This is a genomic window from Streptomyces sp. NPDC050423 (assembly GCF_040655445.1).
Taxonomy (GTDB): Bacteria; Actinomycetota; Actinomycetes; order Streptomycetales; family Streptomycetaceae; genus Streptomyces.
In genome coordinates this window covers 150,676-173,935 of the sequence record NZ_JBFAJY010000004.1, presented here as the reverse complement: position 1 = coordinate 173,935, position 23,260 = coordinate 150,676, and the positions used below count along the sequence as shown (strand labels likewise).

Annotated in this window: 26 protein-coding genes and 2 pseudogenes; 21 read left to right on the top strand and 7 right to left on the bottom strand. The window is 69.4% G+C overall.

Going from position 1 to position 23,260, the window contains the following annotated elements:
* Nucleotides 1-11 precede the first annotated feature (11 nt).
* A complete protein-coding gene (locus AB0I52_RS05205) occupies nucleotides 12-1,001 on the top strand; it encodes a 4-hydroxy-3-methylbut-2-enyl diphosphate reductase (RefSeq protein WP_363069050.1) in 990 nt (329 codons plus the stop codon).
* An 83-nt stretch (nucleotides 1,002-1,084) separates the two neighbouring features.
* Nucleotides 1,085-1,822, top strand: coding sequence for a polyphosphate--glucose phosphotransferase (gene ppgK, locus AB0I52_RS05200; RefSeq protein WP_363069048.1), 738 nt, complete (start codon nucleotides 1,085-1,087; stop codon nucleotides 1,820-1,822).
* Nucleotides 1,823-1,915: 93 nt separating this feature from the next.
* Here ppgK and AB0I52_RS05195 read toward each other — a convergent pair whose 3' ends face one another.
* Nucleotides 1,916-2,464, bottom strand: a complete 549-nt coding sequence (locus tag AB0I52_RS05195; protein ID WP_363069161.1) for a DUF6542 domain-containing protein — start codon at nucleotides 2,462-2,464, stop codon at nucleotides 1,916-1,918.
* Between the two features lie 338 nt (nucleotides 2,465-2,802).
* Between AB0I52_RS05195 and ychF the strand changes: the two genes are divergently transcribed.
* A complete protein-coding gene (gene ychF, locus AB0I52_RS05190) occupies nucleotides 2,803-3,891 on the top strand; it encodes a redox-regulated ATPase YchF (RefSeq protein WP_363069046.1) in 1,089 nt (362 codons plus the stop codon).
* 132 nt (nucleotides 3,892-4,023) lie between these two features.
* Here ychF and AB0I52_RS05185 read toward each other — a convergent pair whose 3' ends face one another.
* Both AB0I52_RS05185 and AB0I52_RS05180 read right to left on the bottom strand, forming a co-directional pair.
* The gene (locus AB0I52_RS05185; RefSeq protein ID WP_363069044.1) at nucleotides 4,024-4,416 is read right to left on the bottom strand and encodes a DNA-binding protein; all 393 of its coding nucleotides are present in this window, start codon (nucleotides 4,414-4,416) and stop codon (nucleotides 4,024-4,026) included.
* Nucleotides 4,416-4,667 carry a hypothetical protein gene (locus tag AB0I52_RS05180; protein WP_205018628.1) on the bottom strand — a complete coding sequence of 84 codons (252 nt, stop codon included), beginning with the start codon at nucleotides 4,665-4,667 and terminating at the stop codon, nucleotides 4,416-4,418. Before AB0I52_RS05180 ends, AB0I52_RS05185 begins: the two co-directional genes overlap by 1 nt.
* Before the next feature lie 942 nt (nucleotides 4,668-5,609).
* Here AB0I52_RS05180 and AB0I52_RS05175 point away from each other — a divergent pair.
* Together AB0I52_RS05175 and AB0I52_RS05170 are read left to right on the top strand one after the other, a co-directional pair.
* The gene (locus tag AB0I52_RS05175; RefSeq protein WP_363069042.1) at nucleotides 5,610-6,278 is read left to right on the top strand and encodes a hypothetical protein; all 669 of its coding nucleotides are present in this window, start codon (nucleotides 5,610-5,612) and stop codon (nucleotides 6,276-6,278) included.
* A gap of 115 nt (nucleotides 6,279-6,393) precedes the next feature.
* On the top strand, nucleotides 6,394-6,654 hold the full coding sequence (locus AB0I52_RS05170) for a hypothetical protein (RefSeq protein ID WP_363069040.1): 261 nt from the start codon (nucleotides 6,394-6,396) through the stop codon (nucleotides 6,652-6,654).
* Nucleotides 6,655-6,710: 56 nt separating this feature from the next.
* Here AB0I52_RS05170 and AB0I52_RS05165 read toward each other — a convergent pair whose 3' ends face one another.
* Nucleotides 6,711-7,457, bottom strand: coding sequence for an IclR family transcriptional regulator (locus tag AB0I52_RS05165; protein WP_362956094.1), 747 nt, complete (start codon nucleotides 7,455-7,457; stop codon nucleotides 6,711-6,713).
* A 182-nt stretch (nucleotides 7,458-7,639) separates the two neighbouring features.
* Here AB0I52_RS05165 and mhpD point away from each other — a divergent pair, with 182 nt between their 5' ends.
* The 3 genes from mhpD to dmpG are packed head-to-tail and all read left to right on the top strand — an operon-like array spanning nucleotide 7,640 to nucleotide 10,415.
* Nucleotides 7,640-8,461, top strand: coding sequence for a 2-keto-4-pentenoate hydratase (gene mhpD / locus AB0I52_RS05160; RefSeq protein ID WP_363069038.1), 822 nt, complete (start codon nucleotides 7,640-7,642; stop codon nucleotides 8,459-8,461).
* Nucleotides 8,458-9,405, top strand: coding sequence for an acetaldehyde dehydrogenase (acetylating) (locus AB0I52_RS05155; protein ID WP_362955787.1), 948 nt, complete (start codon nucleotides 8,458-8,460; stop codon nucleotides 9,403-9,405). Before mhpD ends, AB0I52_RS05155 begins: the two co-directional genes overlap by 4 nt.
* Nucleotides 9,402-10,415 (top strand): 4-hydroxy-2-oxovalerate aldolase, encoded by a 1,014-nt coding sequence (dmpG, locus tag AB0I52_RS05150; protein WP_363069036.1) that lies wholly within the window; start codon nucleotides 9,402-9,404, stop codon nucleotides 10,413-10,415. Before AB0I52_RS05155 ends, dmpG begins: the two co-directional genes overlap by 4 nt.
* Before the next feature lie 23 nt (nucleotides 10,416-10,438).
* Here the strand turns inward: dmpG and AB0I52_RS05145 are convergent.
* Nucleotides 10,439-10,612: pseudogene (locus tag AB0I52_RS05145) on the bottom strand (IS21 family transposase); the annotation flags it as partial.
* A 128-nt stretch (nucleotides 10,613-10,740) separates the two neighbouring features.
* Between AB0I52_RS05145 and AB0I52_RS05140 the strand changes: the two are divergent.
* Nucleotides 10,741-11,073: pseudogene (locus AB0I52_RS05140) on the top strand (reverse transcriptase/maturase family protein); the annotation flags it as partial.
* Nucleotides 11,074-11,243: 170 nt separating this feature from the next.
* Here the strand turns inward: AB0I52_RS05140 and AB0I52_RS05135 are convergent.
* Together AB0I52_RS05135 and AB0I52_RS05130 are read right to left on the bottom strand one after the other, a co-directional pair.
* Complete coding sequence (locus tag AB0I52_RS05135; protein WP_363069034.1) at nucleotides 11,244-11,390, bottom strand: hypothetical protein; 147 nt, start codon at nucleotides 11,388-11,390, stop codon at nucleotides 11,244-11,246.
* 119 nt (nucleotides 11,391-11,509) lie between these two features.
* Entirely contained in the window at nucleotides 11,510-12,424 is a 915-nt protein-coding gene (locus AB0I52_RS05130; RefSeq protein ID WP_363069032.1) for a creatininase family protein, read from the bottom strand.
* A 628-nt stretch (nucleotides 12,425-13,052) separates the two neighbouring features.
* Between AB0I52_RS05130 and AB0I52_RS05125 the strand changes: the two genes are divergently transcribed.
* From AB0I52_RS05125 to AB0I52_RS05070, 12 genes are all read left to right on the top strand, one after another.
* The gene (locus tag AB0I52_RS05125) at nucleotides 13,053-13,841 is read left to right on the top strand and encodes a fumarylacetoacetate hydrolase family protein (RefSeq protein WP_018552336.1); all 789 of its coding nucleotides are present in this window, start codon (nucleotides 13,053-13,055) and stop codon (nucleotides 13,839-13,841) included.
* Between the two features lie 197 nt (nucleotides 13,842-14,038).
* The gene (locus tag AB0I52_RS05120; RefSeq protein ID WP_363069030.1) at nucleotides 14,039-15,037 is read left to right on the top strand and encodes an ABC transporter substrate-binding protein; all 999 of its coding nucleotides are present in this window, start codon (nucleotides 14,039-14,041) and stop codon (nucleotides 15,035-15,037) included.
* A 154-nt stretch (nucleotides 15,038-15,191) separates the two neighbouring features.
* Nucleotides 15,192-16,028 carry an ABC transporter permease gene (locus tag AB0I52_RS05115; RefSeq protein ID WP_363069159.1) on the top strand — a complete coding sequence of 279 codons (837 nt, stop codon included), beginning with the start codon at nucleotides 15,192-15,194 and terminating at the stop codon, nucleotides 16,026-16,028.
* Complete coding sequence (locus tag AB0I52_RS05110; protein WP_363069028.1) at nucleotides 16,025-16,813, top strand: ABC transporter permease; 789 nt, start codon at nucleotides 16,025-16,027, stop codon at nucleotides 16,811-16,813. Before AB0I52_RS05115 ends, AB0I52_RS05110 begins: the two co-directional genes overlap by 4 nt.
* Entirely contained in the window at nucleotides 16,810-17,676 is an 867-nt protein-coding gene (locus AB0I52_RS05105) for an ABC transporter ATP-binding protein (RefSeq protein ID WP_363069026.1), read from the top strand. The genes AB0I52_RS05110 and AB0I52_RS05105 overlap by 4 nt, the downstream gene beginning before the upstream one ends.
* A 78-nt stretch (nucleotides 17,677-17,754) precedes the next feature.
* Complete coding sequence (locus AB0I52_RS05100; RefSeq protein ID WP_363069024.1) at nucleotides 17,755-18,579, top strand: hypothetical protein; 825 nt, start codon at nucleotides 17,755-17,757, stop codon at nucleotides 18,577-18,579.
* A 78-nt stretch (nucleotides 18,580-18,657) separates the two neighbouring features.
* Nucleotides 18,658-18,987, top strand: a complete 330-nt coding sequence (locus tag AB0I52_RS05095; protein ID WP_363069022.1) for an extradiol ring-cleavage dioxygenase — start codon at nucleotides 18,658-18,660, stop codon at nucleotides 18,985-18,987.
* Entirely contained in the window at nucleotides 18,980-20,152 is a 1,173-nt protein-coding gene (locus AB0I52_RS05090; RefSeq protein WP_363069020.1) for an amidohydrolase family protein, read from the top strand. The genes AB0I52_RS05095 and AB0I52_RS05090 overlap by 8 nt, the downstream gene beginning before the upstream one ends.
* Entirely contained in the window at nucleotides 20,149-20,853 is a 705-nt protein-coding gene (locus AB0I52_RS05085) for an FCD domain-containing protein (protein WP_363069018.1), read from the top strand. The genes AB0I52_RS05090 and AB0I52_RS05085 overlap by 4 nt, the downstream gene beginning before the upstream one ends.
* A 10-nt stretch (nucleotides 20,854-20,863) precedes the next feature.
* On the top strand, nucleotides 20,864-21,523 hold the full coding sequence (locus AB0I52_RS05080) for an isochorismatase family cysteine hydrolase (RefSeq protein WP_363069016.1): 660 nt from the start codon (nucleotides 20,864-20,866) through the stop codon (nucleotides 21,521-21,523).
* Nucleotides 21,514-21,708 carry a 2-hydroxymuconate tautomerase gene (locus tag AB0I52_RS05075; protein WP_363069014.1) on the top strand — a complete coding sequence of 65 codons (195 nt, stop codon included), beginning with the start codon at nucleotides 21,514-21,516 and terminating at the stop codon, nucleotides 21,706-21,708. The genes AB0I52_RS05080 and AB0I52_RS05075 overlap by 10 nt, the downstream gene beginning before the upstream one ends.
* Nucleotides 21,708-23,147, top strand: a complete 1,440-nt coding sequence (locus AB0I52_RS05070; RefSeq protein ID WP_363069157.1) for an aldehyde dehydrogenase — start codon at nucleotides 21,708-21,710, stop codon at nucleotides 23,145-23,147. The genes AB0I52_RS05075 and AB0I52_RS05070 overlap by 1 nt, the downstream gene beginning before the upstream one ends.
* Nucleotides 23,148-23,260 lie beyond the last annotated feature (113 nt).

Sequence of the window (23,260 nt, the reverse complement as noted above, 5' to 3'; positions counted from 1 at the left end):
ACGGCCTTACGATGGGACGCATGACTGCTACGACACCCCGACGCGTCCTGCTCGCCGCTCCCCGTGGCTACTGCGCGGGCGTGGACCGTGCCGTGATCGCCGTGGAGAAGGCTCTGGAGCAGTACGGCTCACCGGTCTACGTGCGCCACGAGATCGTTCACAACAAATACGTCGTACAGACGCTGGAGAAGAAGGGCGCGATCTTCGTCGAGGAGACCGCGGAGGTCCCCGAGGGATCGATCGTGATGTTCTCCGCACACGGTGTCGCGCCGGCCGTGCACGACGAGGCGGCCGAACGGAAGCTGGCCACGATCGACGCGACCTGCCCCCTGGTCACCAAGGTCCACAAGGAAGCCGTCCGCTTCGCACAGGACGACTTCGACATCCTCCTGATCGGCCACGAGGGCCACGAGGAGGTCATCGGCACCTCCGGCGAGGCCCCCGAGCACATCACGCTGGTCGACGGCCCCGAGGACGTCGCGAACGTCGAGGTGCGCGACCCGTCCCGGGTCGTCTGGCTCTCCCAGACCACGCTCTCGGTCGACGAGACGATGGAGACCGTCGGCGCCCTCAAGGAGAAGTTCCCGCTCCTGATCTCGCCGCCCAGCGACGACATCTGCTACGCCACGCAGAACCGTCAGATCGCGGTGAAGCAGATGGGCTCGGACGCCGACCTGGTGATCGTCGTCGGCTCCAAGAACTCCTCCAACTCGGTCCGCCTGGTCGAGGTCGCCCTCGGCGCGGGTGCGAACGACGCCCATCTGGTGGACTTCGCCGACGAGATCGAGGAGTCCTGGCTGGACGGCGTCTCCACGGTCGGTGTCACCTCCGGAGCGTCCGTTCCCGAGGTGCTGGTCGACGGTGTCCTGGCCTGGCTGTCCGAGCGGGGTTTCGAGGACGTGGAGATCGTGAAGGCGGCCGAGGAGTCCATCATCTTCTCGCTGCCCAAGGAGCTCCGCCGGGACCTGCGCGCGGAGGCGGCGGCACTGTCCGCCGAATGACGGCACCGGGTCCGCGCTCGGAACCCCGTTCGGGTTTCCGCTCCGGGAAGTGAGCCGGGCCGCTTGCCCGTACCGTGGATCGCATGGAGATCTTCGGCGTGGACATCGGCGGATCCGGGATCAAGGGTGCCCCCGTGGACCTGGACCGCGGGGACCTGGCGCAGGAGCGCCACAAGGTACTCACACCGCATCCGGCCACACCCGAGGACGTGGCCGGGTGCGTGGCCGAGGTGGTCGGGCATTTCGACTGGTCGGGCCCCGTGGGCATCACGTTCCCGGGCGTGGTCACCAGCGGCTGCACCCGTTCCGCGGCCAATGTCGACAAGGGCTGGGTCGACCTGGAAGCCCGTACGCTGCTCAGCGACAAGCTGGGCCTGCCGGTCACCCTGCTGAACGACGCGGACGCGGCCGGCATCGCGGAGATGTCATTCGGCGCGGGGCGCGGCCGCAAGGGCACGGTCATCGTGCTGACACTCGGTACGGGCATCGGCAGCGCGCTCTTCATCGACGGCAAGCTCGTCCCCAACACCGAACTCGGTCATCTGGAGCTGAACGGTCACGACGCGGAGAAGCACGCGTCGACCAAGGCCAAGGAGGACGAGGACCTGAGCTGGCACCACTGGGCGCACCGGGTGCAGAAGTACCTGGTCCACGTGGAGATGCTGTTCTCGCCCGAGCTGTTCATCATCGGCGGCGGTGTCAGCCGCAAGGCCGACAAGTTCCTGCCGCTGATCGAGCACGTACGGTCCGAGATGGTGCCCGCGGAGCTGCAGAACAACGCGGGCATCGTGGGCGCGGCCATGGCGGCAGCGAGCAGCTGACCGCGGACCCCGTTGATGACCGCAGGCCCCCTTGGACCGCAGGCCCCCCTGGCGACTTGACCGTCCTGGCGACCGGAGCCGGTCCCCGGCCGGTCAGCGCTGCCGACGCCGGGGCGCTTGTCCGGCGGGCCGGGGTGCCTGTCCTTCGGGCCTGGGGGAGCGCGGCGGCCCGGCCGGCGCCCGTGAGGTCTGTGCGGCCAGCAGCATCCGCCGCTGCCGCGCCCGCATCAGCCGGACCTTCCGTACGGTCGCGATGAGCCCGGCGACGAGCGTGCCCCCGTACAGCCAGCCGGCGTGGACGGCGAGAGCGGTGACGACGGCCATCGTCTGCCCGCCGAAGCCGCCCGTACCGCCCGAGATCGGGATGATGCCGACGGCGAACGCGATCGGCACGCTGATCGGCGCGGTCACCAGGTCCGCGGGCCGCACCCAGAACGCGGTCAGCGCGCTGACCGGCAGGAACAGCACACCGAACACGACGGCTGAGGCATCGAACAGCAGCCGGTCCACACAGGCCAGCACGAACATGGCGGCGGCCGCGAAGAGCCCGGCGCCGATACCGGTCAGCCGGGGATTGGGCAGTCGCCGCAGGGCGAGCACGGCAGGAGCCACCGGGCGGGCCCGGCGTGCGGGCGTGCTCATCACCCGGTAGACGGCGGCGCCATCGCCGACTGTTCCCTTGGCTCCCTTGGTCCCCAGCGGGGACAGCGGGGCCTGCTGAGTCCGGCTGTGCTGCGGGGGACGTGTCCTGTGCTGCTCCACCGGGACAACGTAGGTCGCCGAACGGCAGGAATCAGGTGCGGGACACGCGCTTTGGCCGACCTTGGCGATGAGTTCGATGCCACACGGCCCAACGGGAACCGGATCGGCCCCCGGCGGGACCCGTGGTTACGCGCTCGCCCCCGCCCGTAAACTGGAGAATCGGCCCACCGGGGCCGGACCTCATTGCGAGCCCGCCCACCCCTCAGGAAGTCGCCAACGTGTCGCTCACGATCGGAATCGTCGGCCTGCCGAATGTCGGCAAGTCGACCCTGTTCAACGCCCTGACCAAGAACGACGTGCTGGCGGCCAACTACCCGTTCGCCACGATCGAGCCGAACGTCGGCGTCGTAGGCGTCCCCGACGCCCGCCTGAACACGCTCGCGGAGATCTTCGGCTCCCAGAAGCTGCTCCCGGCGACGGTCGACTTCGTCGACATCGCGGGCATCGTGCGCGGCGCGAGTGAGGGCGAGGGGCTGGGCAACAAGTTCCTCGCGAACATCCGTGAGTCGGATGCGATCTGCCAGGTCATCCGCGCCTTCAAGGACGAGAACGTCGTCCACGTGGACGGCAAGGTCTCGCCCAAGGACGACATCGAGACGATCAACACCGAGCTGATCCTCGCCGACCTGCAGTCCGTCGAGAAGGCCGTCCCGCGCCTCACGAAGGAGGCCCGCCTCCAGAAGGAGAAGGTCGCGGTCCTGGCCGCCGTCGAGGAGGCGCAGAAGATCCTCGAAGCGGGCGACACCCTCTTCCATGCCGGCATCACGGCCGGCACCGAGAAGGGCCGCCTCCTCCACGAGCTGCACCTGCTCACCACCAAGCCCTTCCTCTACGTCTTCAACGTCGACGAGGACGAGCTGGTCGACGAGGACTTCAAGAACGAGCAGCGCGCCCTGGTGGCCCCCGCCGAGGCGATCTTCCTCAACGCCAAGATCGAGTCCGAGCTGATCGAGCTCGACGACGACGAGGCCCTGGAACTCCTCCAGTCCATGGGCCAGGAAGAGCCCGGCCTCGCCACCCTCGGCCGCGTCGGCTTCGACACCCTGGGCCTGCAGACCTACCTCACGGCAGGCCCGAAGGAAGCCCGCGCCTGGACGATCAGGAAGGGCGCCACGGCCCCCGAGGCGGCCGGTGTGATCCACACCGACTTCCAGAAGGGCTTCATCAAGGCGGAGATCATCTCCTTCGACGACCTGGTCGAAACGGGCTCGGTCGCCGAGGCCCGCGCCAAGGGCAAGGCCCGCATGGAGGGCAAGGACTACGTCATGCAGGACGGGGACGTGGTGGAGTTCCGCTTCAACGTCTGACGAGCAGTCAAGAGTTGTGCCCGGCCCGCTTGTTGGCGGGTCGGGCGCAGGTGTGCGTCCGCGTGGAGTCCTTGTGCCGCAGAGCGCTGAGGTGTTGGTGACGGGTCTGGTTGGTGTGACTGCGGTCGGCGTTCAGGCTTTGACGACCTCTACGGCGGGGCCGCACAGGAGCGTCAGGTCCTCGGGGTCGGAGGTCAGGACGGTGACTGGCTGGGGTGCGGTGCGGGCGATGACGGCGAAGGCTGCGTCGATGGCGTACTTGTGGCCGTGGAGGCGGTGGCTGCGCAGGAGGGCTGCGGCCTGATCGGTGATCTCCTTGGTGACGTCGTGAACGTCGACGCGGGAGAGGACCCACTTGATCCGGGCGGGGTGAATGCGCTCGTAGTCGGCCTCGAGGGTGGTCATGGCGCTTGTGGCCACGCGGATGCCTTCCTCTGTTGCCGCTTGGATCAGGGCCATGACGGTGCGGTCCTTGCGGTAGAGCTTGGAGAGGCCTTCGCTGTCGAGCAGTAGGGTGCCGGGCATCAGGCTGCGGCCCCGCCGACCTGCCGGTGGTCATGGCGCAGCAGCGTGCGGGCGGCTTCGACCTCCTCGCGGGTGAGCTCGTCATTGTCGGTCGCGAAGTCGGCGACGATCTCCCGGAGCTTGTCCATGGCGACCCGTTGTTCGAGGGCTTCGGCGACGTAGGAGGAGAAACCGCCGGGCCCGACGTGGGCGCGTGCGGCTTCGGCGAGGTCCTCTGGCAGGCTGATCGAGTACTTCTTGCTACTGCTCATGGTGCCCATGCTACCGGTGGTCGTAAGTCTCTGGGTGTAAATGGTCGTGGCCGCGCGGACTGCGCGGACGGGTATCCGTCCGGTCCGCGGAGAGTCCGCAGGACACCCGTAAGCGCCCGTCGCAGGCCAACGCGAGCCAACGGAGAAATGGCTGGTCAGGGGCCTGGATGGGGCTCCTTCGCAGGTCAGAATCATGCGGCAGACATTCCGCTTCAACAACTGAACTCCACCACGTCGCTGACGTGGCTGACGCCCGGCTCAGGGGGCTCGGTGAGCCGGGCGGCAAGCGACACATGATCAGTGATGTCGTCGATGTCGTCAGACCAGGAGTCAAGGCCCATCACCTTCGGCGGCCGACTCTCCGCAGCACGACAGTAACCCTCAACAACCCGAGTTGCACCGCTCGTTGAAAGACCCGGGCGGGCGTACGCTGCGGGGCATGACCTCGATGCGATGCGGCCGTACGAGCCAGCCCCCCCTCGCACGGCCGACGAGAAGATCCCGGACGGGGCGTGGCCGAAGGCTGACATGGCCAGATCGGCATTCGGGCCCGCCGCAGCACTACGGCGGCCATGCCGGGTGTTCGCCGGAGGTGTCAGGCCGCACCGCTGTGGGGCCGGCCCTGCTGAGCGTCCTCGACGTGGCGTCCGAGGAAGAGGGCCGCGGGCCGTGTACTCGGTCTCCCGCTCGGTGGGATGGAGCAGTAGACGCGGCCGGTGCGGTGGCCGGGCTCCCGGTACACGCAGCGGGCCAGGCCGAAGGGGCGATGCGCGTGACTACGGTGCCGCTGGAGGAGAAGCTGCGGAAGATCGGCCGCAAGCTCTACCGGAAGGCAGCGGGAAGGAGTGCGGATTGAGCTGGCCGAGGATCATCTCGCTGCGGAGCCTGGTCATGACGGACCAGCAGACTCCTGCGCGATGACGGGAGATGGAGGCTTACGACATGAGCGACGAGCATCCGACCGGTCATGAGGCGGGCATCAGCGGTGGGCGTGTGCCCGTGCACCCGCAGCCCAAGGGCCGCCTGCGTTCCGAGGCCCGGATGTTCGGGACCATGTGGATCGTGGTCGCCGGGCTGGTCGCCTGGCTGGCCTTCGGGTTCGTCCGGGAGCCGGCGGCCTCGTGGCCGGAGCGGTGGATCGCCTGCTGCCTCGCCTGCTGCTTCGCCGCGCCCATGATCGGGACGAGGGGCTACCGCAAGACGCTCCCCGCGCTCGACCGGACTCCACGGCAGGCCACCGTCACCGGGCACGTCCACTTCGACGTGGATCCCGATTCCGACAGCGACACGCCCGCCTACGACCTCCTCGAAGTCCGTGTCGACATCGACGGCGTCCAGGTCGACACGACGATCGCCGACATCGTCGCCGCGGAAAGCCTTGCGCGCTTCGCGGTCGGCTCGGTCTGGGACGTGTACGCGTTCGAGGACCCGGCCGAGCTGAACAACGACCACGGGACCCGGGTCATCCTCGCCGAAGCCCACGAGGACGTCATCCGTTCCGGATACGACCTCGGCACCTACGTGCTGCATCAGGAACCGGGACCGGGATCGGACCTGCTGCTGCGCCGGTTCGCCAACGATCGCCGCGCGCGGAAGGCAGCGGCGTCATGACCGGTGGGCAGACCGAGGAGTGGACGAGCCGAGCGAAGACCTCCGAGACCCGGACACGGATCCGCCGGTGGTCGCAGTGGGAGGACGTCCCCAGCGGATCCTGTTGATCGGTGCCGTGGCGTTCGTTGCGGCGGTCCCTGTCGGCATCGGGCTCGCCATCCGGTTCTGGATCGCCGGCACCGACCGGTCCGAGGTCTTCGCCTGGCTGTACGGATCGAGCGTGGGAGTGCTGCTCATCGGGGCTGTCCTCGACGCATGCACCAGCTCCCGGCTCGCGGAGGCGCGGTTCGCCGACGGGCAGTGCACCATCGGCGTAATCGAGGAGGTGGTCGAGCTGCCCTGGATCGACGCGGACGGGAACCCGAATCCCGTTTGACCACCGTGAGGGGTACACGTGGCGACGAGGCCGGATGTCGCCGAGGGCCCGTCATGTCACGGTCGGGAGTAGCGTCCCGCGTGCGTGCTTGCACGCAGCACGCGGGACAGACTGAGTGCCGCTGTGCGGACTGCGGGAGCCAGTTGTGCGGGCCGGAACCGGTCTCGGGGTACGGCGACTGACAGGGCGGCGACGGCTGTCGGTCCGTCGAAGACGGGCGAGGCGATGCAGCTGATGCCGGGGGCCGCCTCCTGTTCTTCGTAGGCGAGGCCGGATACCTGGATCTGCTCGATGGCGGTGCGTAGTCGTGCCGGGTCGGTGATCGAGTGCGGGGTCAGCCGAGGCAGCGGCTCCGCCAGGATCTCTTCGGCCAGGTCCGTGCCGGAGAAGGCCAGCAGGGCTTTGCCGACGCCCGTGCACGTCAGCGGGAGCCGGCCGCCGATCCGGGAGGGAAGCGTCACCGCCTGGTGGCCGTGGATCCGTTCGACGTACACCACGTCGTGGCCCTCCCGGATTCCGAGGTGCACGGTCTCGTGGGTGGCTTCGAAGAGGTCTTGCAGGAAGGGGAGCGCCGTCTCACGCAGGTCGTGTCGGCGGGGCACCAGCGAACCGAGTTCGAAGAGCTTGCCCCCGAGCCGGTAGGTGTCGCCTTCGCGTTCCAGGAGCCCCAGACGCACCAGGTCGGCGCAGAGCCGGAACGCGGTCGCCTTGGGTAGACCCGTCTTCGTGGAGATTTCCGTCAGGCGGAACGCCCCGCCGTCGGGTCGGTAACAATCGAGGATGGAGTTCGCCTTGTCGAGCATGTTGCCCAGTGCGCTGTTCCGTGTCATGGAACAGATCTTGCCTGTTTCCGGTCGCCGCTTCTATATCTGTTCTGTATCGGCGCGAAGCCCGTCGCCGCCTTGCACCGCACCAGTCGCTCCGTTCCGGAGGTAACCCGCATGTCTGTCCCGCACCGTCCTGCCGTGATGTCCCGGAGGCCGGCATGAGCCCGTACGAGTCCGCAGGTGCCGTGACCGAGGCGGCGGCCGTCCTGGCCGAGGCCGCCCGCACGGGAACGCCTTGTCCGCCGGTCCGCTCGCTGCTGCCCGAGCAGGACGTCGAGGCCGCGTACGCCGTGCAGCGCCTGTACGTCGAGCGGGCGGTCGCCGAAGGCCGGCGGCTGGTGGGCCGGAAGATCGGCCTGACCTCGCCCGCCGTGCAGCGGCAGCTCGGTGTCGGCCAGCCGGACTTCGGGGCCCTGTTCGCCGACATGGCGGTGCCGCAGGGGCAACCGATCGCACCGGGCCGTCTCATGCAGCCGAAGGTCGAGGTGGAGGTCGCGCTGGTTCTCGGCGCGGATCTGCCGCACTCGGACCCGACGGTCGCGGACCTGCTGCGGGCCACGGCCTTCGCCCTGCCCGCGCTGGAGATCGTCGACAGCCGGATCGCCGGCTGGGACATCACCATCGTCGACACCGTCGCGGACAACGCCTCCTGCGGCCTGTTCGTCCTCGGCGGCACCCCCGTACCGCTCGACCGGGTCGACCTGCGCGCCGTGGCGATGGCGCTCACCAAGAACGGCGAGACCGTCTCCGAGGGCACCGGTGCCGACTGCCTGGGCAGCCCGCTTACCGCCGCCCTCTGGCTCGCTTCGACTCTGGCCGGCCTGGGGGATCCGCTGAAGGCCGGCGACATCGTCCTGACCGGGGCCCTGGGCCCCATGGCCGTCGCCACCGAGGGCGACGAGTTCACCGCCCGCATCGAAGGGCTCGGCACGGTCAGTGCCTCGTTCGCCCCCTCCACGGCACAAGGAGCAGGAGCATGATCAACAAGGTCGCCGTCATCGGGTCGGGCAACATCGGCACAGACTTGATGATCAAGGTGCTGCGACTCTCCGAGTCCTTGGAAATCGCCGCCATGGTGGGCATCGACCCCGACTCCGACGGCCTGGCCAGGGCCCGCCGCCTGAAGGTCGCCACCACGCACAAGGGTGTCGACGGGCTGGTGGAACTGGACGAGTTCGCGGAGGTGTCGATCGTCTTCGACGCCACCTCGGCCGGCGCCCACCGGCGCCACGACGAGGTGCTGCGCGGTCTCGGACGCACCGTCGTCGACCTCACCCCCGCCGCTCTGGGCCCCTACGTGGTGCCGTCGGTCAACGGCGACGCCCACCTGGACGCGCCCAACGTCAACATGGTCACCTGTGGCGGCCAGGCCACCATCCCGATCGTGGCCGCCGTCGCCTCCGTGACCCCTGTCCACTACGGCGAGATCGTCGCCTCCATCTCCTCCCGCTCGGCGGGTCCCGGCACCCGCGCGAACATCGACGAGTTCACCGAGACCACCTCCGCGGCCATCGAGAAGGTCGGCGGCGCCGCCCGCGGGAAGGCGATCATCGTCCTCAACCCCGCCGAGCCGCCGCTGATCATGCGGGACACCGTGCACTGCCTGGTCGGCGACTGCGACGACGCCGCGGTGACCGCCTCGGTGGAGGAGATGGTCGCCCGCGTGCAGGCCTACGTCCCCGGCTACCGACTCAAGCAGAAAGTCCAGTTCGACCGCGTGGACGCCGACGACCCGCTGCGCTCCCTGCTGCCTGCGGCCTCCCGTGCCGGCGACGCCGCGAAGGTGTCCGTCTTCCTGGAGGTGGAGGGCGCCGCCCACTACCTGCCCGCCTACGCCGGCAACCTCGACATCATGACCTCGGCCGCCCTGCGCACCGCCGAGCGCATGGCTGCCCGCTCCGCCACGGAGGTGCTGTCCCGATGACTTCGCTCTACGTCCAGGACGTGACCCTGCGAGACGGCATGCACGCTGTCCGCCACCGCTACACTGTCGACCAGGCCCACACCATCGCCGGCGCCCTCGATGCCGCCGGGGTGGCCGCGATCGAGATCGCCCACGGCGACGGCCTGTCGGGCTCCAGCATTACCTACGGCGTCGGCGCCCACACCGACTGGGAGTGGATCGAGGCCGTCTGCGGCGCCGTGACCCAGGCGGTTCCCACCACCTTGCTGCTGCCCGGTATCGGTACCCTGCACGACCTGCGCCAGGCCCACAGCCTCGGTATCCGCTCGGTCCGGGTGGCCACCCACTGCACCGAGGCCGACATCTCCGCCCAGCACATCGCCGCCGCCCGCGACCTGGGCATGGACGTGGCCGGCTTTCTCATGATGTCCCACATGGCCGAGCCCGCCCGCCTGGCCGAGCAGGCCAAGCTCATGGAGTCCTACGGCGCGCAGTGCGTGTACGTCACCGACTCCGGAGGGCGCCTGACCATGGACGGCGTCCGCGACCGTGTCCGGGCCTACCGCGACGTCCTGGACCCGTCGACCGGCATCGGCATCCACGCTCACCACAACCTCGGCCTCGGTGTCGCGAACTCGGTCGTCGCCGTGGAGAACGGCGTCACCCGCGTCGACGCGTCCCTCGCCGGACAGGGCGCCGGAGCGGGCAACTGCCCGCTGGAGGCGTTCGTCGCCGTCGCCGACCTGATGGGCTGGCGGCACGGCTGCGACCTCTTCCCCCTGATGGACGCCGCCGACGACGTCGTACGCCCGCTCCAGGACCGCGAGGTGCGGGTCGACCGCGAGACGCTCACCCTCGGCTACGCCGGCGTCTACTCCAGCTTCCTGCGCCATGCGGAGGCCGCGTCTCGCCGTTACGGTGTCGACACGCGGGCCATCCTGGTGGAGGTGGGGCGGCGCGGCATGGTCGGTGGCCAGGAAGACATGATCACTGACATCGCGCTGGACATGGCGGCCCGCACCGCCGTCTGAGCCGGAGCGCCCGAAGGGGCCTGTGTCCGTGAGGCCGGGTCCACCGGGGGATACACCGGCCGCAGCTCACGTACCCGCTCCCGCAGGACAGTCAGCCCGCGTTCTCAGCCGATCCGTTCCGCCGTCACGGTCGCGGTCACGTTCACCGGCATGGTCGGGGTCTGTCGCAGCAGTTCCCGGACCGCGGGTTCCACCGCGCGGGCAGGGGATGTTCACGCGGCTGGGACTCCCGAGCTGCTGAGGTACTCGGCGTCGGCCAGGTCCGCGCGGGCAGCAGCGAGCTCATCGGGAAGGTGGTGACAGCGAGTCAGACGGGACTCGTGTACCGACGTTCAGTGATCACTCCCATGGGTTCCGCCCCGGACGGCGGGGGTGCCACACCGGGCTGAGCGAGGTGGTGGAGGTACGGAAAGGAACACACTGGTTCATCGAAGGGGACATCTCCGACTGCTTCGGGAGTCTTGATCATGATTTTCTGCTCTCGACGCCGGCGGAGAAGATGCGCGATGGACGCTTCCTGCAACTGATCGGGCGGACGCTCAAGGCCGGGTACTTGGAGGGCTGGCGGTGGCACGACACGCTCAGTGGCTGTCCGCAGGGTGGGATCGCCTCACCCGTCATGTCCACTATCTACCTGGACCGGTTCGATCAGTTCGTGAACAGCGGCTGATACCCGGGCGTCGTCCGCCTGCCTGCCTGCCTGCCGGGCGGCCCGGTCCGCGGCTGTCCGGCGCCCGTAGCGGAAGCTCGAGCGGCTGACGCCGAGGATGCCGCAGAGCCGCTTCACGCCGTAGCGGCGCTGGTGGTCGGCGACGCGCTGGAAGCGGTTCACCAGCGCGTCTCCCCGGCGAGATACTTGGCGGCTTCCCGCAGGATCTCGCGTTCCTCCTCGAGCTCGCGGACCTTCTTCCGCAGAGCCGCGTTCTCCGCATCCGGCAGTGCCGGCGGCTGGGCCGGTTCCTCTGACGCCGGCACGATCGGTGTGAACACCGGGCCCAGCCGCGATCCTCGACGCCTCACGGCCAACCGTGCACGAGCTCGTCAAGGGACGTTCCCACCCTGGGGGCACCGGCAGCCCCGGCACCGGACAGACCCTACGCCCGTCCCGTCAGGCGCAGTCGTTCCTGGATGGCGTCCGCCGCGTTCGTCACCTGCTGCTCCAGCAGGCGCCGTCCGTTGGCGGCATCGGCCGACGCGGGGTCGCCGAAGTAGCCGAGTGGGGTCTTTACGCGGGCATGTCCGTACCCCTTCCGCCAGACGGCGAGATCCTCGGGGCCGTACTCGGTGCTCTTGAGTCCGGCCCGCACGTCGTTCCTGACGAGGGAGGGCTGGGCGACCAGCATCTGCGACGTCTCCCAGTCGCCGGCGTGCACGTCGATGTGGGCGGGCGTCGCCGACGTGTCCGACTTCGCCAGTGCCGCGCCGGTGGGGGACACATGCGGATCGTCGGGATCGAGTCCAAGCCGCTCGGCGAGCCGGTGGTCGATGACGAAGCTGATGTCCAGGCCGGTCAGCTGGCTGCCCAGCCTGATGCCCTCGTGGACGGTCCGGTTGTTCAGCGCGTCGCCGTGGCCGCTGAAGCAGAAGACGTGGCGGAAGCCGTCCTTGCCGATCCCGGTCAGCACGTCGGCCATCAGGGCCTTCATCACTTCGGGGCGCACATTGTAGGAGGCGGGGAAGGACCCGGAGACGACGTTAACTCCCCAGTAGTACGGGGGCATGATGAGGGCCGGCACCCCGCGTCGGGCCAGTTCCCGGCGCACACCGCGAAGTTGGGCCGACGGGAGGTACACGTCGGTGCCGGCCGGCAGATGCGGACCGTGCTGTTCGATCACGCCGAAGGCCCACAGCAGGACCGCGCCGTCGTCCGCGGCCCGTTCCACCTCCTGCCAGGTCATCTCCGCGATGGTGTCGCGGAAGACGTCGCTGTCGACGTCCTCGTGAGGCCCGTCCTCGCGCGGCCTGTCCTCGTGAGTTCCGTCCGTGTACGAACTGTCGGCACCGTGCATGGGTGTCCTCCGCTCTCGGGCCGGGCGACCGCCCGGCAGTCCGTGCCCTGTGGCTTGATCATGCGGGTGCGGCGTCTGTTCGCTGCGAGGAGTGTCAGTAACGCGGGGCGTCACGGTCAAGCCCCTTCGTATGTGATCGGCACCGCTGCCGTCGTTGCCATCGACCTGCGGCCGAGTCCGGTGAATGCCTTGCTCAGGTGGGGTGTGTGAGGGGTGAGGTCGCGTCGGGCCGGGCTGGTGAAGGGGTCCTGCGGCATGCGGGGACGGTGCGAGCGGATCACGCGGGAAGTGCGCATCTCTCGAGTGAAGACCACCAACCGACTATATTCAACCTATTGATTCCAGTGGTTCTGCTGTGCATACTTCAAGCCATCGGAACACGGTCACTTCGACCGAGATGACCCGGTTGCCGATGTTCGAATCACGTGGACGCGATGAGACGGCCGGATAACCCGGCCCGGCCTCCGGCCCCGCTCAATAGCCCCGCGTACTGACCTTCGTAGCGACTCCGCGTACCGATTTCCCGCCTGGATTCCCGGCGCCGTACGCCTCACGCAGACGAGGAACCCGACTCACCCAGACGCCGCCGCACGCAGACCACAAACCCGCTCAAGGGAGAAGAACGCCAATGACTGACTGGACCATCGACCGGGCCGTCGAGGAACTCCTCCGGCGCGAGCGGGAACGGCAGGACGGCGGGAGGATCACCGACCAGTGGCCCGAGCTCGATCTGGCCACCGCCTACCGGGTCCAGGACGCGCTGATCGACCGCAAGCGCCGGGCCGGGGAGAACATCGTCGGCGTGAAGCTCGGGCTCACCTCGCAGGCCAAGCAGCAGCGCATGGGCATCGATTCGCCGCTGACCGGATGGCTCACGGACGCCATGACGCTCGCGACGGGGGAGGCGGTGCCCGTGGCCGAGATGATCCACCCACGCGTCGAACCCGAGATCGTGTTCGTCATGGGCCGGCGCCTCGAGGGCCCCGGGGTGACCTGGGAGCAGGCGCTGGCCGCCGTGGAGAGCGTGCACGCCGGGTTCGAGATCATCGACAGCCGCTACCGAGACTTCAGCTTCGCCCTGCCCGACGTCGTGGCGGACAACGCCTCGTCGTCACGGTTCGCGGTGAGCGCCGAAGGCTTCGCGCCCGACGGGCTCGACCTGGTCGGCGAGGCGTGCACGATCTCCGTGGACGGTGAGCTGATCCACTCGGCCACCGGGGCGGCCGTGCAGGGGCATCCCGCCCAGGCGCTGGCGCTCGCCGCCAACAGCCTGGCCCGGCGGGGGATCGCGGTCGAAGCGGGCTGGACCGTGCTGACCGGTGGGCTCACGGACGCGGTGTTCGTGGAGCCGGGACGCACGGTCTCGGTGGAGTTCGCCCACCTCGGCAGCCTGACGGTGACCTCCGGCCACCCGTAGTTCAAGGCGCGGACCACGCTCGCCGCGGGGCGCACCGGGCTTCCCCGGCCGCGACGGCTTCCCGCTTTCGCAGACGCGCACCGCGAACCGAGTTCCTCCGCGTCACCCCGCACGTGTCGCGCGCCCGGCCTTCCGGCCGCCCCCGGCTGTCATCGGCCCTGGCCGTGGCGGATTGATCTTTCCCGAATCTCTGGAGCATGGAGCGTCGTATGTCCTTCATCGCGAGAAAACACCGGCTCATGATCGCCTCGTCGTGCGTCGTCCTGGGGCTGACAGCGGTCACCGCGTGCGGTGGCAGCCAGGAGGGAGCAGCAGCCTCTTCCGAGTCCGGTATCACCGAGATCAAACTCGGCACGATGCCCGTCATAGATGTAGCACCCGTGCGGCTCGGCATCGAGAAGGGCTTCTTCTCCAAGCGAGACCTGAAGATCACCATGCAGGACGCACAGGGTGGCGCCGTCATCGTTCCGGCGGTGGTGAGCGGCAGCTACCAGTTCGGCTACTCGAACATCGTCAGTCTGCTGGTGGCCCGTGCGGAGAAGCTGCCGGTGAAGATGGTCTCCGTCGGTGCCCGCGCCTCCGACGACGTGTCGGAAGACGGCTCGGGTCAGTTGCTGACCAGTGACCCAGAGGTGAAGAAGGCCGGTGACCTGAAGGGCAAGAAGGTCGCGGTCAACACGCTCAAGGGACTCAGCGAAGTCGCCGTCCGCACCGGCCTGGAGAAGTACGGCGTCAAGGCCGACGACATCGAGCTGGTCGAGGTGCCGATTCCCAACATGCAGACGGCGATCGAGAAGGGGCAGGTGTCCGCAGCACTGATCGGGGAGCCGTTCACCACGACGGCCAAGGCCGACGGCGCTCGCGCACTGCCGGTCAGCTACGCCAGCCTCGGAAAGCTGTCCCCGTTCGCCGGCTGGTTCACCTCCGAGCAGTACGCGGCCGCCAATCCCAAGGTCGTGTCCCGCTTCAAGGCCGCGCTCCAGGAGTCGCTGACCTACGCGGAGGACCACCCCGACGAGGCGAGGGCCGTCCTGAAGACCTACCTGAAGCTGAAGCCGGGTGTCAGCGAGAAGGTGACGCTGCCCGGATGGGACCCGGCGACGGACGCGGCGGAGATGAAGTCGCTGGCGCAATACACCGTCGACGCGGGGCTCATCAAGAACGCCGACGCGCTGGACAGCCTCCTGGCGAAGTGAGGAAAGCGCGGCCCCGTGAACTCAGCGTGCACCTGGGCCACTTGATGTCTGCAAGGAGGGAGACGACGTGAAACTACAGCCGCACAGCGGTGACGGACCGGCGACGCCGTCCGCATCTGCTGCGGACGAACGGACCGCGGACGGTCCGGCGTCCGTGACGAAGAGCCAGACCTCCGGCGTCCGTCCGGCACCGGACCCCGACGGCCGGCCGCGGCGCCGGTCCGTACCCGACCCGGTCCTCGGGGCGGCCGGAGTGCTGATCTTCGCCGGTGTGGTGGAGGCGCTGCCCCGGCTCGGCCTGGTGAGTGACCGCCACCTGCCGCCGGTCAGCGACATGGCCCGTGCCCTGGCGGGGGAAGCGGGGGGCTCCGCCTTCTGGACGGCGCTGACGGACACCTTGCAGGGCTGGGGGATCGGACTGGCCATCGCCGTCGTGGCGGGGACGGCCCTCGGGCTGCTGCTCGGCAGCGTGGAGGTGCTGCGTAAGGCCACGGCCTCGACCATCGAGTTCCTGCGGCCGATCCCTTCGGTGGCACTCGTCCCGCTGGCGGTCCTTGTCTACGGCACCGGGCTGCGCTCCACCCTGCTCCTTGTCGTGTATGCCTCGTTCTGGCCCGTGCTCCTCCAAGTACTCAGCGGTGTACGGGACATCGACCCGGTGGCCCGGGACACCGCGGCCTCCTACCGGCTGTCGCCACTGGCGCGCCTGCGCTACCTGCTGTGGCCCACCACGCTGCCGTACTTCATGACCGGCTTGCGGCTTGCGGCCTCGGTGGCCCTGATCCTGGCCGTCAGCGCCGAGCTGATCATCGGCGGTTCCGGGCTCGGCAGCCTGATCGCCTCGGCCCAGGCCGCCGACGCCGTACCGGAGACCTATGCGCTGGTCGCGGTGACCGGGCTGCTCGGACTCTGCGTCAACATCGTCTTCCGGGTACTGGAGCGGACCTTGCTGTCCTGGCACACCTCGGTACGCAAGGAGGGCACGGCGTGAGCGTCCTCGGCGTATGGGCCCGCAAGGCGGCCTACCTGCTCGCACTACCGGCGGTGCTGGTGGCTTCATGGGCGGTGCTCGGCGGCCGGACCACCAGCTTCTACTACCCCTCGCTCGGCACGATCCTGTCCGCGTTCGCCGACACCTGGGGGTGGGAACGCGTCACCGGAGATGTGCTGCCGAGCCTGGCCCGCCTTGCCGCCGGTTACGCGGGCGCCGTCTGTGTGGGCGTGGTTCTCGGCACGCTCCTGGGCTCCCTGCCCCGGCTGCGGGCCCTGACCGAGCCGATCCTCGAGTTCTTCCGGGCCATCCCGCCCACGGTGCTGATCCCGATCCTGATGCTCTTCAGCGGTGTCGGTGACGGAATGAAGATCCTCGTCATCATCTCGGGCGCCGTCTGGCCGGTCCTGCTCAACACGGTGGAAGGCGTACGGGCCGTCGACAATGTGCTGTCGGACAGCGCGCGGTGCTACGGCATCACCGGCTTCGCCCGGCTGCGGCATCTGGTCCTGCCCGCGGCGAGTCCGCAGATCGTCGCGGGCATGCGGCAGGCCCTGTCCATCTCGATCATCCTGATGGTGATCAGCGAGATGTTCGCCAGCTCGAACGGACTCGGCTTCACCATCGTCCAGTTCCAGCGCAGCTTCGCGGTCCCCGCCATGTGGAGCGGGATCATCCTGCTCGGCCTGCTCGGGTTCGCCCTCTCACTGCTCTTCGACCGCTTCGACTCCCGAGTTCTCGGTTGGTACCACGGCCTGCGGCGTTCCCAAAGGGGAGAGAAATGACCATGACGCATGTTGACTCCGCCCTGTCCACGGGTGCGGGCCCAGCCCGTCTCGACGTGCGGGGGGTGCAGAAGATCTACCAGGGTGCCGGCCGGAGCGTCGAGGCGGTACGCGACCTCACCTTCAGTCTCGGCGGGGGAGAGCTGGTCTGCATAGTCGGCCCCTCCGGGGCGGGCAAGACCACGCTCCTGAAGTGTGTCGCCGGCCTGCTTGCCCCCACCTCCGGCGAGGTGCGGCTCGGTGACGAGCGGGTGGTGGAGCCGCCGCCGGGCATGGCCGTGGTCTTCCAGGAGTACGGCCGCAGCCTGTTTCCGTGGATGACGGTCCAGGGCAACATCGACCTGCCGCTGAAGCAGAAGAAGCTGTCCAAGGGGCGCCGCGCCGAACTGGTGGCCCAGGCGCTGGAGGCGGTCGGCCTGACCGATGTGGCCGACGCCCACCCCTGGCAGCTGTCGGGTGGCATGCAGCAGCGCGTCGCCATCGCCCGGGCCGTCGCCTACGAGCCGGCCGTGATGCTCATGGACGAGCCGTTCGCCGCCGTGGACGCGCAGACCCGGGCCGAACTGGAGGACCTCACACGGTCGTTGTGGCAGCGCCTGGGGATGACGCTGCTGTTCGTCACCCACGACATCGACGAAGCGGTGTACCTGGGGCAGCGCGTCCTGGTGCTGTCCGCGTCACCCACGGTGGTCATGGAGGACATCACGGTCGACCTGCCCGCCGAGCGGGACCAGATAACCACCCGCTCCGCGCCCCGCTTCGGGGAACTGCGGGCCCACGTCCACGAGCAGGTGCAGCGGGCGAAGACGTACCACACCACGTCGGGCGACGGCTCCGCCGTCGGCAAGGCCGACCGAGGCTGAAGCAGCTTAAGGAAACCGGCGTATCCAACTACGGCGGTATCTGAATCCGGAGGAATGATGGCAGAGATATCTTTGGCGATGGCCGCCAGTCACGCTCCTGGCCTGGCCGGCTGGTTCGACAAGGCCCCCGAGGCGGACCAGGCGACGGTCCGCAAGGCTTACGACGCGATCCACGACGCCGTGGTCGAGTCGCGCACGGACATACTCCTCGTCATCGGCAACGACCACGTGGCCAACGCCCGGCTCAACGACTACGCCGACTTCACCTTCGGCCAGGCCCCCCGGCATACCGGCCCCGACGACTGGTTCAAGCCGTGGCTGCGCATGGCCGACTACGACCTGCCGGGCTCACCCGAGAGCGCCGCGATTCTCCACGAGGCCGTACGCGACACCGGACTGAACGTCAGGGGTGTCGAGCACAACCTCCGCTTCGACGACAACCTGTCGGTCCCGGTCCACATGGCGCGCCTGGAGTCCGCCGGGGTGGCGATCGTGCCGGTGCTGCAGAACTGCACCGTCCCCCCGGTCCCGGACGAACGCGCCTGCTACAGCTTCGGCCAGACGCTCGGCGACGCCATCAGGACCCAACTGCCCGACGGACTGCGGGTCGGCCTGCTGGGGTCCGGCGGACTCAGCCACGAACCGGGCGGGCCGCGCTACCTGGAGATCGACGAGAAGTTCGACCGCTGGTTCCTCGACCTTCTGGAGGCCGGCGACCACGAGCAGGTTCTGTCGCAGGCCACCTTCGAGCGCATGGAGGAAGTCGGCTCCGGAGGCACCGCCGAACTCCTGTCCTGGATGGTCGTCATGGGAGCCGTCGGACCACGGCCGTGTACGTCGCTGGGATACGCCGCGGTCGACCAGTGGCGTTGCGGCGTCGGCGCGGTGCAGTGGCACCTGTGACCCTCGCGGTGGCCGACCGGCCACCACCTCGACGATCGGCTCCCTCCCCGACGACCGGATGACGGAAGGACCAGTGACATGGCGCTCGACCGATTCAATCCGCTGCTGCGGACCAACGACCTGGTGCAGGACCTGAAATGGGACACCGAGCTGCGCAAGCGGTTCGAGTCCGACGAGCAGCGAGTGCTGGCGGACTACCCGCTCACCGACGAGGAGCGCACGGCCATCAGCACCCGCGACTACCGCGTGCTGCACGAGCTGGGCCTGCACCCTTACCTGCTCTCCCAGCTCGCCCGCCTCGTGCACGGCAACGGTGAGAAAGCCGGGACCTCCGACGCCGCCACCGCACTCATCCGCTCACTGCTCGGCGACGAGTTCGAGACGTACATGGCGGAGCGCGATGAGTGAACAGCTGATGGGCGCTCGGGCCGCGAGAGACCGGCCCGTGATCGACATCCACACGCACGCCCTGCCGATGCCTTTGCTGCGGCAGCTGGAACGCCGCGGCCTCGCGGACCTGTCGGGCATGGGCGATCACGTACTTAGGCTCGACCCCGACCTGTGCGGCCTGGCCCCCGGCGCCGCCATCCCGTTCCCGCCCGAGCAGTACGACCTGGAGCTGCGCCTGGCGTCACTGGAGAGCATGGGTGTGACCCACCAGGCGGTCGCGGCACCGCCGTTCGTCTTCGCCTCCGAGTCATCGGACGCCTCGCTCGTCATGGACGTCACCCGCCGGGCGAACGACGCCCTCGCGGAGTTCGTCGCGGCGTCGTCCGGCCGCCTGGTGGGCCTGGCCACGGTCCCCGTCGGACTGCCCGACGCGGCCGAGGAGCTGGCCCGGTGCATGGACGAACTGGGCTTCGCGGGCGCGACCGTGGGCAGCTACGGGGCGGGCCGGGAACTGGACGACCCGGTCAACGAGGACCTGTGGGCGGCGCTCGCCGAGCGCAGGTGCTTCACCCTCCTGCACCCGAGCCGGGTGTCCTCGCGCGACCGGCTGGCCGACTACCACCTGGTGCAGCTCCTGGGATACCCGATGGAGACCGCACTGGCCGTATCGCGGCTGATCTTCGGCGGCGTCCTGGACCGGCACGACCTGGTGCTCTGCCTGACGCACGGCGGCGGCTGCGTGCCGGGCGTCGCACCCCGCCTCGACCTCGGCTGGCACCGCAAACCGGTGGCCCGGGTCACTGAGCGGGTGCCGACGGAGTACCTGCGGCGCCTGTTTTACGACACGGCGGTGTTCGACACCAAGACGCTGGCGAGGCTGGTGGAGGACATGACCGCGCAGCACATTCTCCTCGGCACGGACGCGCCGTTCGACCTGAGGGACCAGCAGCCCGTGGCGACGGTTCGTGCGCTGGGTCTGGAGGCGTCGCAGGAGGACGCGGTCCTCGGCGGCAACGCCGCGGCACTGCTGCGCGGCCTCTCCCCCGTGGTCGCTGGGGCTACGGTGGGCGGGGCAGGCCCACCGGTTCTTGACCTCCGAGCGCGGAGGTGGCGCTCGGACATCGGGGCCGGTCTCGCTACGCTCGCGATCGAATCCACCGCAGTCGAAGGGCATGGACCATGAACGCAGATGGCGACGTCATCGAGCTCCTCCGGGCCTCGTCCCGGGCCGAAACGGTGGCCAAGGCCATCGAGGAGCGGATTTCGGCACAGAGCCTGCCCAGTGGCCACCGCCTCGGTACGAAGGACACCCTGCGGCAGGAGTTCAACGTGGCGGCGGCCACCCTCACCGAAGCGGTGCGGCTGCTCAGCTCACGGGGCACCATCTCCGTCCGTCCCGGTGCCAAGGGCGGCATCTTCGTCACCTCGCCGCCGGCCCTGGTCCGCCTCGGCCGCAAGATGCTCGAACTGAGCGGGGATTCGGTACCCGTCTCCGACGCCCTCGCCATGCGACATGCCCTCGAACCGCTGGTCACCCTTGAGGCCATGCGGCACCGGAGTCCCGCGGACCTCGAAGAACTGCACGCCCTGGTGCGGCAGATGACGGAGGTCGGCTCGGACATGGCGGCCTACCTGGCCATTAACTGGTCGCTGCACAAACGCATCGCGGCCATCACCCCGAACGAGATCCTGCGGCACACCTACGTATCCCTCCTGGACTTCGTCGAGAGCCGGCTGCGCCGGGTGACCCCCGCGGCCGAGTCCACATCGACCCTGGAGGGGGCGGAGGTGCACCAGCGTCTGGTGGACGCCATTGGTGGGGGAGACCAGGCCGTTCTCGACGAGGTGCTGGCGGTCCACGCGGCGCTGACGGCCGACCCGTGAGGAGAGTGGAATGAGTACAGAACGCACCACAGTCCCGGACAGCCGGGACGGCACCACCACGAGGACGGCCCTGGTCGTGGTGGACATGCAGAACGACTTCTGCGACCCCTCGGGCGTCTTCGCCCGGGCCGGCCTGCGCGTCGACGCACTCGACACCCTCACCGCGCACATCAACACACTGATCGCCGCGGCCCGCGCGGCCGGACAGCCGGTGATCTGGGTCCGGATGGAGTGGGCGGACGACGCGGCGGTGGGGCTGCTCGCGCAGCGCAGCCCCTTCCTGCGCACCGAGGGCCTGCGCGAAGGGACTTGGGGCGCCGCCGTCGTGCCCGGCCTGGATCAGCTGCCCGACGACACCGTCGTGGTCAAGGCCCGCTTCAGCGCCTTCCACCGCACCGCGCTGGCCGACGTACTGGAGCGGCTCGGCGTCGGCACCGTGGTCGTGGCCGGCGTGCGCACCGACTTCTGCATCGAGTCGACCGTCCGGGACGCCTTCTTCCGCGACCTGCACGCGATCGTGCCCGAGGAGGCTGTCGCCGGCTACTTCGAGGAACTGCACCACAACAGTCTGCGACTGATGGGCACGGTCTTCGCCGAGGTCGTTCCCCTGGAGGCGGCTGCCGGGGCGTTCGCCCCCGCCGCGGGGGAGTCCGGACAGCGATGCCCCTGATCGAGGTGACGCTCGTGGAGGGCAGGTCGGCGCAACAACTGCGCGCCCTCATCACCTCGGTGACAGACGCGGTGGAGACCTCCGTCGGCGCGCCGAGAGACAGCATCCGCGTCATCGTCCGCGAAGTGCCGCCCACGCACTGGGCGGCGGGAGACGTGACCATCGAAGAGAGAAGAGGGCAATGATGAAGGACTTCATTCCGCACATCATTGACGGCAAGGAGCAGGAGTCCCGCGACGGGGCGCGGTTCGACACGGTCGACCCGTGGACTCGGCAGCCGTGGTCCGAGGTGGCCCTCGGCGGAGCGGAGGAAGCCGGCGAGGCCGTCGGCGCCGCACGCGACGCCTTCGACAAGGGGCCGTGGCCACGGATGGGCTTCGCCGAACGGGGCGCGGTCCTGCACCGGCTCGCGGACCTGATCGACGTGCACCGCGACGAACTCGCCATGGCCGACACCACCGACATGGGCAAGCCCATCGCGGACAGCACGGCCAAGGACGTCCCGCGGTCCGCGATGAACTTCCGCTTCTTCGCCGACCACGCCCGGATGTCGGCCGGCGAGGCCCTGCCGATGGACAGCGGCCACCACACCTACACCCGCTTCGAACCGGCCGGCGTCGTCACCGCCATCGCGCCGTGGAACTTCCCTCTCATGCTGGAGACTTGGAAGATCGCGCCCGCCCTGGCCTGGGGCAACACGGTCGTCCTGAAGCCGGCCGAGGACACCCCGGCTTCCGCGACCATCCTGGCGCGCCTCGCCCTGGAGGCCGGAATGCCTCCCGGCGTGCTCAACGTCGTCCACGGTTACGGGCCCGACTCGGCCGGGGAGGCACTGACCCAGGACCCCCGGGTGGACCGCATCACCTTCACCGGGGAGTCCGGCACGGGACGGATCATCGGCCGCGCCGCAGCCGGGAACCTCACCCCGGTCAGCCTCGAACTGGGCGGCAAGGGCGCCAACCTGGTGTTCGCCGACGCCGACCTCGACCTGGCCGTCGACTGGTCGGTGAAGGCCATCTTCAGCAACGCCGGGCAGGTGTGCCTGGCGGGCAGCCGGCTGTTCGTCCAGCGCGAGGTGTACGACGAGTTCCTCCGGCGGTTCTGCGCCGCCGCCGAGGAACTGGTGATCGGCGACCCCAAGTCCCCGTTGACCCAGCTCGGTCCGCTGGCGTCGAAGACCCACTACGACAAGGTGCGTTCGTACATCGACACGGTGGAGGCGGACGGCGGGACCGTGGCCCTCGGCGGTCTCGGTGACGGCTGGACGGTACGGCCGACCGTCGTCACCGGAGCACCCGCCTCGGCGCGTGTCGCCCAGGAGGAGATCTTCGGCCCGGTCGTGGTGGTCACACCGTTCGACACGGAGGAGGAAGCGGTGGCGGCCGCCAACGGCACCCCGTTCGGCCTCAACGCCATGGTCTTCACAGAGAACCTGTCCCGCGCCCACCGCGTCTCCGCGGCCCTGCGCGCGGGCACGGTGTGGACCAACTGTTTCTTCGTCCGGGACCTGCGTGCCCCCTTCGGCGGATTCGGCGACTCGGGCATCGGACGTGAAGGCGGCACCTTCAGCCGGGAGTTCTTCACCGAGCCGAAGGCCGTGACGATGGCCATCAGTCCGGGCTGAGCCACGAGGGTCCGTTGTCCGGAGCGGCGCGGGGACAGGGCGGTGGGAGGACGCCGGTACGCGGCGTCCGGGCCGTACCGGAGAGGGCCGGCACGACAGCAGGCGTGCCGGCC

Bases quoted from the DNA above. Each gene is read 5' to 3' on its own strand.
- ppgK (WP_363069048.1), top strand. From the start codon at position 1,085: ATGGAGATCTTCGGCGTGGACATCGGCGGATCCGGGATCAAGGGTGCC.
- AB0I52_RS05070 (WP_363069157.1), top strand. From the start codon at position 21,708: ATGAAGGACTTCATTCCGCACATCATTGACGGCAAGGAGCAGGAGTCC.
- AB0I52_RS05105 (WP_363069026.1), top strand. From the start codon at position 16,810: ATGACCATGACGCATGTTGACTCCGCCCTGTCCACGGGTGCGGGCCCA.
- AB0I52_RS05100 (WP_363069024.1), top strand. From the start codon at position 17,755: ATGGCCGCCAGTCACGCTCCTGGCCTGGCCGGCTGGTTCGACAAGGCC.
- AB0I52_RS05120 (WP_363069030.1), top strand. From the start codon at position 14,039: ATGGAGCGTCGTATGTCCTTCATCGCGAGAAAACACCGGCTCATGATC.
- AB0I52_RS05205 (WP_363069050.1), top strand. From the start codon at position 12: ATGGGACGCATGACTGCTACGACACCCCGACGCGTCCTGCTCGCCGCT.
- AB0I52_RS05125 (WP_018552336.1), top strand. From the start codon at position 13,053: ATGACTGACTGGACCATCGACCGGGCCGTCGAGGAACTCCTCCGGCGC.
- AB0I52_RS05095 (WP_363069022.1), top strand. From the start codon at position 18,658: ATGGCGCTCGACCGATTCAATCCGCTGCTGCGGACCAACGACCTGGTG.
- AB0I52_RS05180 (WP_205018628.1), bottom strand. From the start codon at position 4,667: ATGAGCAGTAGCAAGAAGTACTCGATCAGCCTGCCAGAGGACCTCGCC.
- AB0I52_RS05155 (WP_362955787.1), top strand. From the start codon at position 8,458: ATGATCAACAAGGTCGCCGTCATCGGGTCGGGCAACATCGGCACAGAC.
- mhpD (WP_363069038.1), top strand. From the start codon at position 7,640: ATGAGCCCGTACGAGTCCGCAGGTGCCGTGACCGAGGCGGCGGCCGTC.
- AB0I52_RS05185 (WP_363069044.1), bottom strand. From the start codon at position 4,416: ATGCCCGGCACCCTACTGCTCGACAGCGAAGGCCTCTCCAAGCTCTAC.
- AB0I52_RS05075 (WP_363069014.1), top strand. From the start codon at position 21,514: ATGCCCCTGATCGAGGTGACGCTCGTGGAGGGCAGGTCGGCGCAACAA.
- AB0I52_RS05165 (WP_362956094.1), bottom strand. From the start codon at position 7,457: ATGCTCGACAAGGCGAACTCCATCCTCGATTGTTACCGACCCGACGGC.
- AB0I52_RS05090 (WP_363069020.1), top strand. From the start codon at position 18,980: ATGAGTGAACAGCTGATGGGCGCTCGGGCCGCGAGAGACCGGCCCGTG.
- AB0I52_RS05085 (WP_363069018.1), top strand. From the start codon at position 20,149: ATGAACGCAGATGGCGACGTCATCGAGCTCCTCCGGGCCTCGTCCCGG.
- dmpG (WP_363069036.1), top strand. From the start codon at position 9,402: ATGACTTCGCTCTACGTCCAGGACGTGACCCTGCGAGACGGCATGCAC.
- AB0I52_RS05130 (WP_363069032.1), bottom strand. From the start codon at position 12,424: ATGCACGGTGCCGACAGTTCGTACACGGACGGAACTCACGAGGACAGG.
- AB0I52_RS05195 (WP_363069161.1), bottom strand. From the start codon at position 2,464: ATGAGCACGCCCGCACGCCGGGCCCGCCCGGTGGCTCCTGCCGTGCTC.
- AB0I52_RS05175 (WP_363069042.1), top strand. From the start codon at position 5,610: ATGAGCGACGAGCATCCGACCGGTCATGAGGCGGGCATCAGCGGTGGG.
- AB0I52_RS05080 (WP_363069016.1), top strand. From the start codon at position 20,864: ATGAGTACAGAACGCACCACAGTCCCGGACAGCCGGGACGGCACCACC.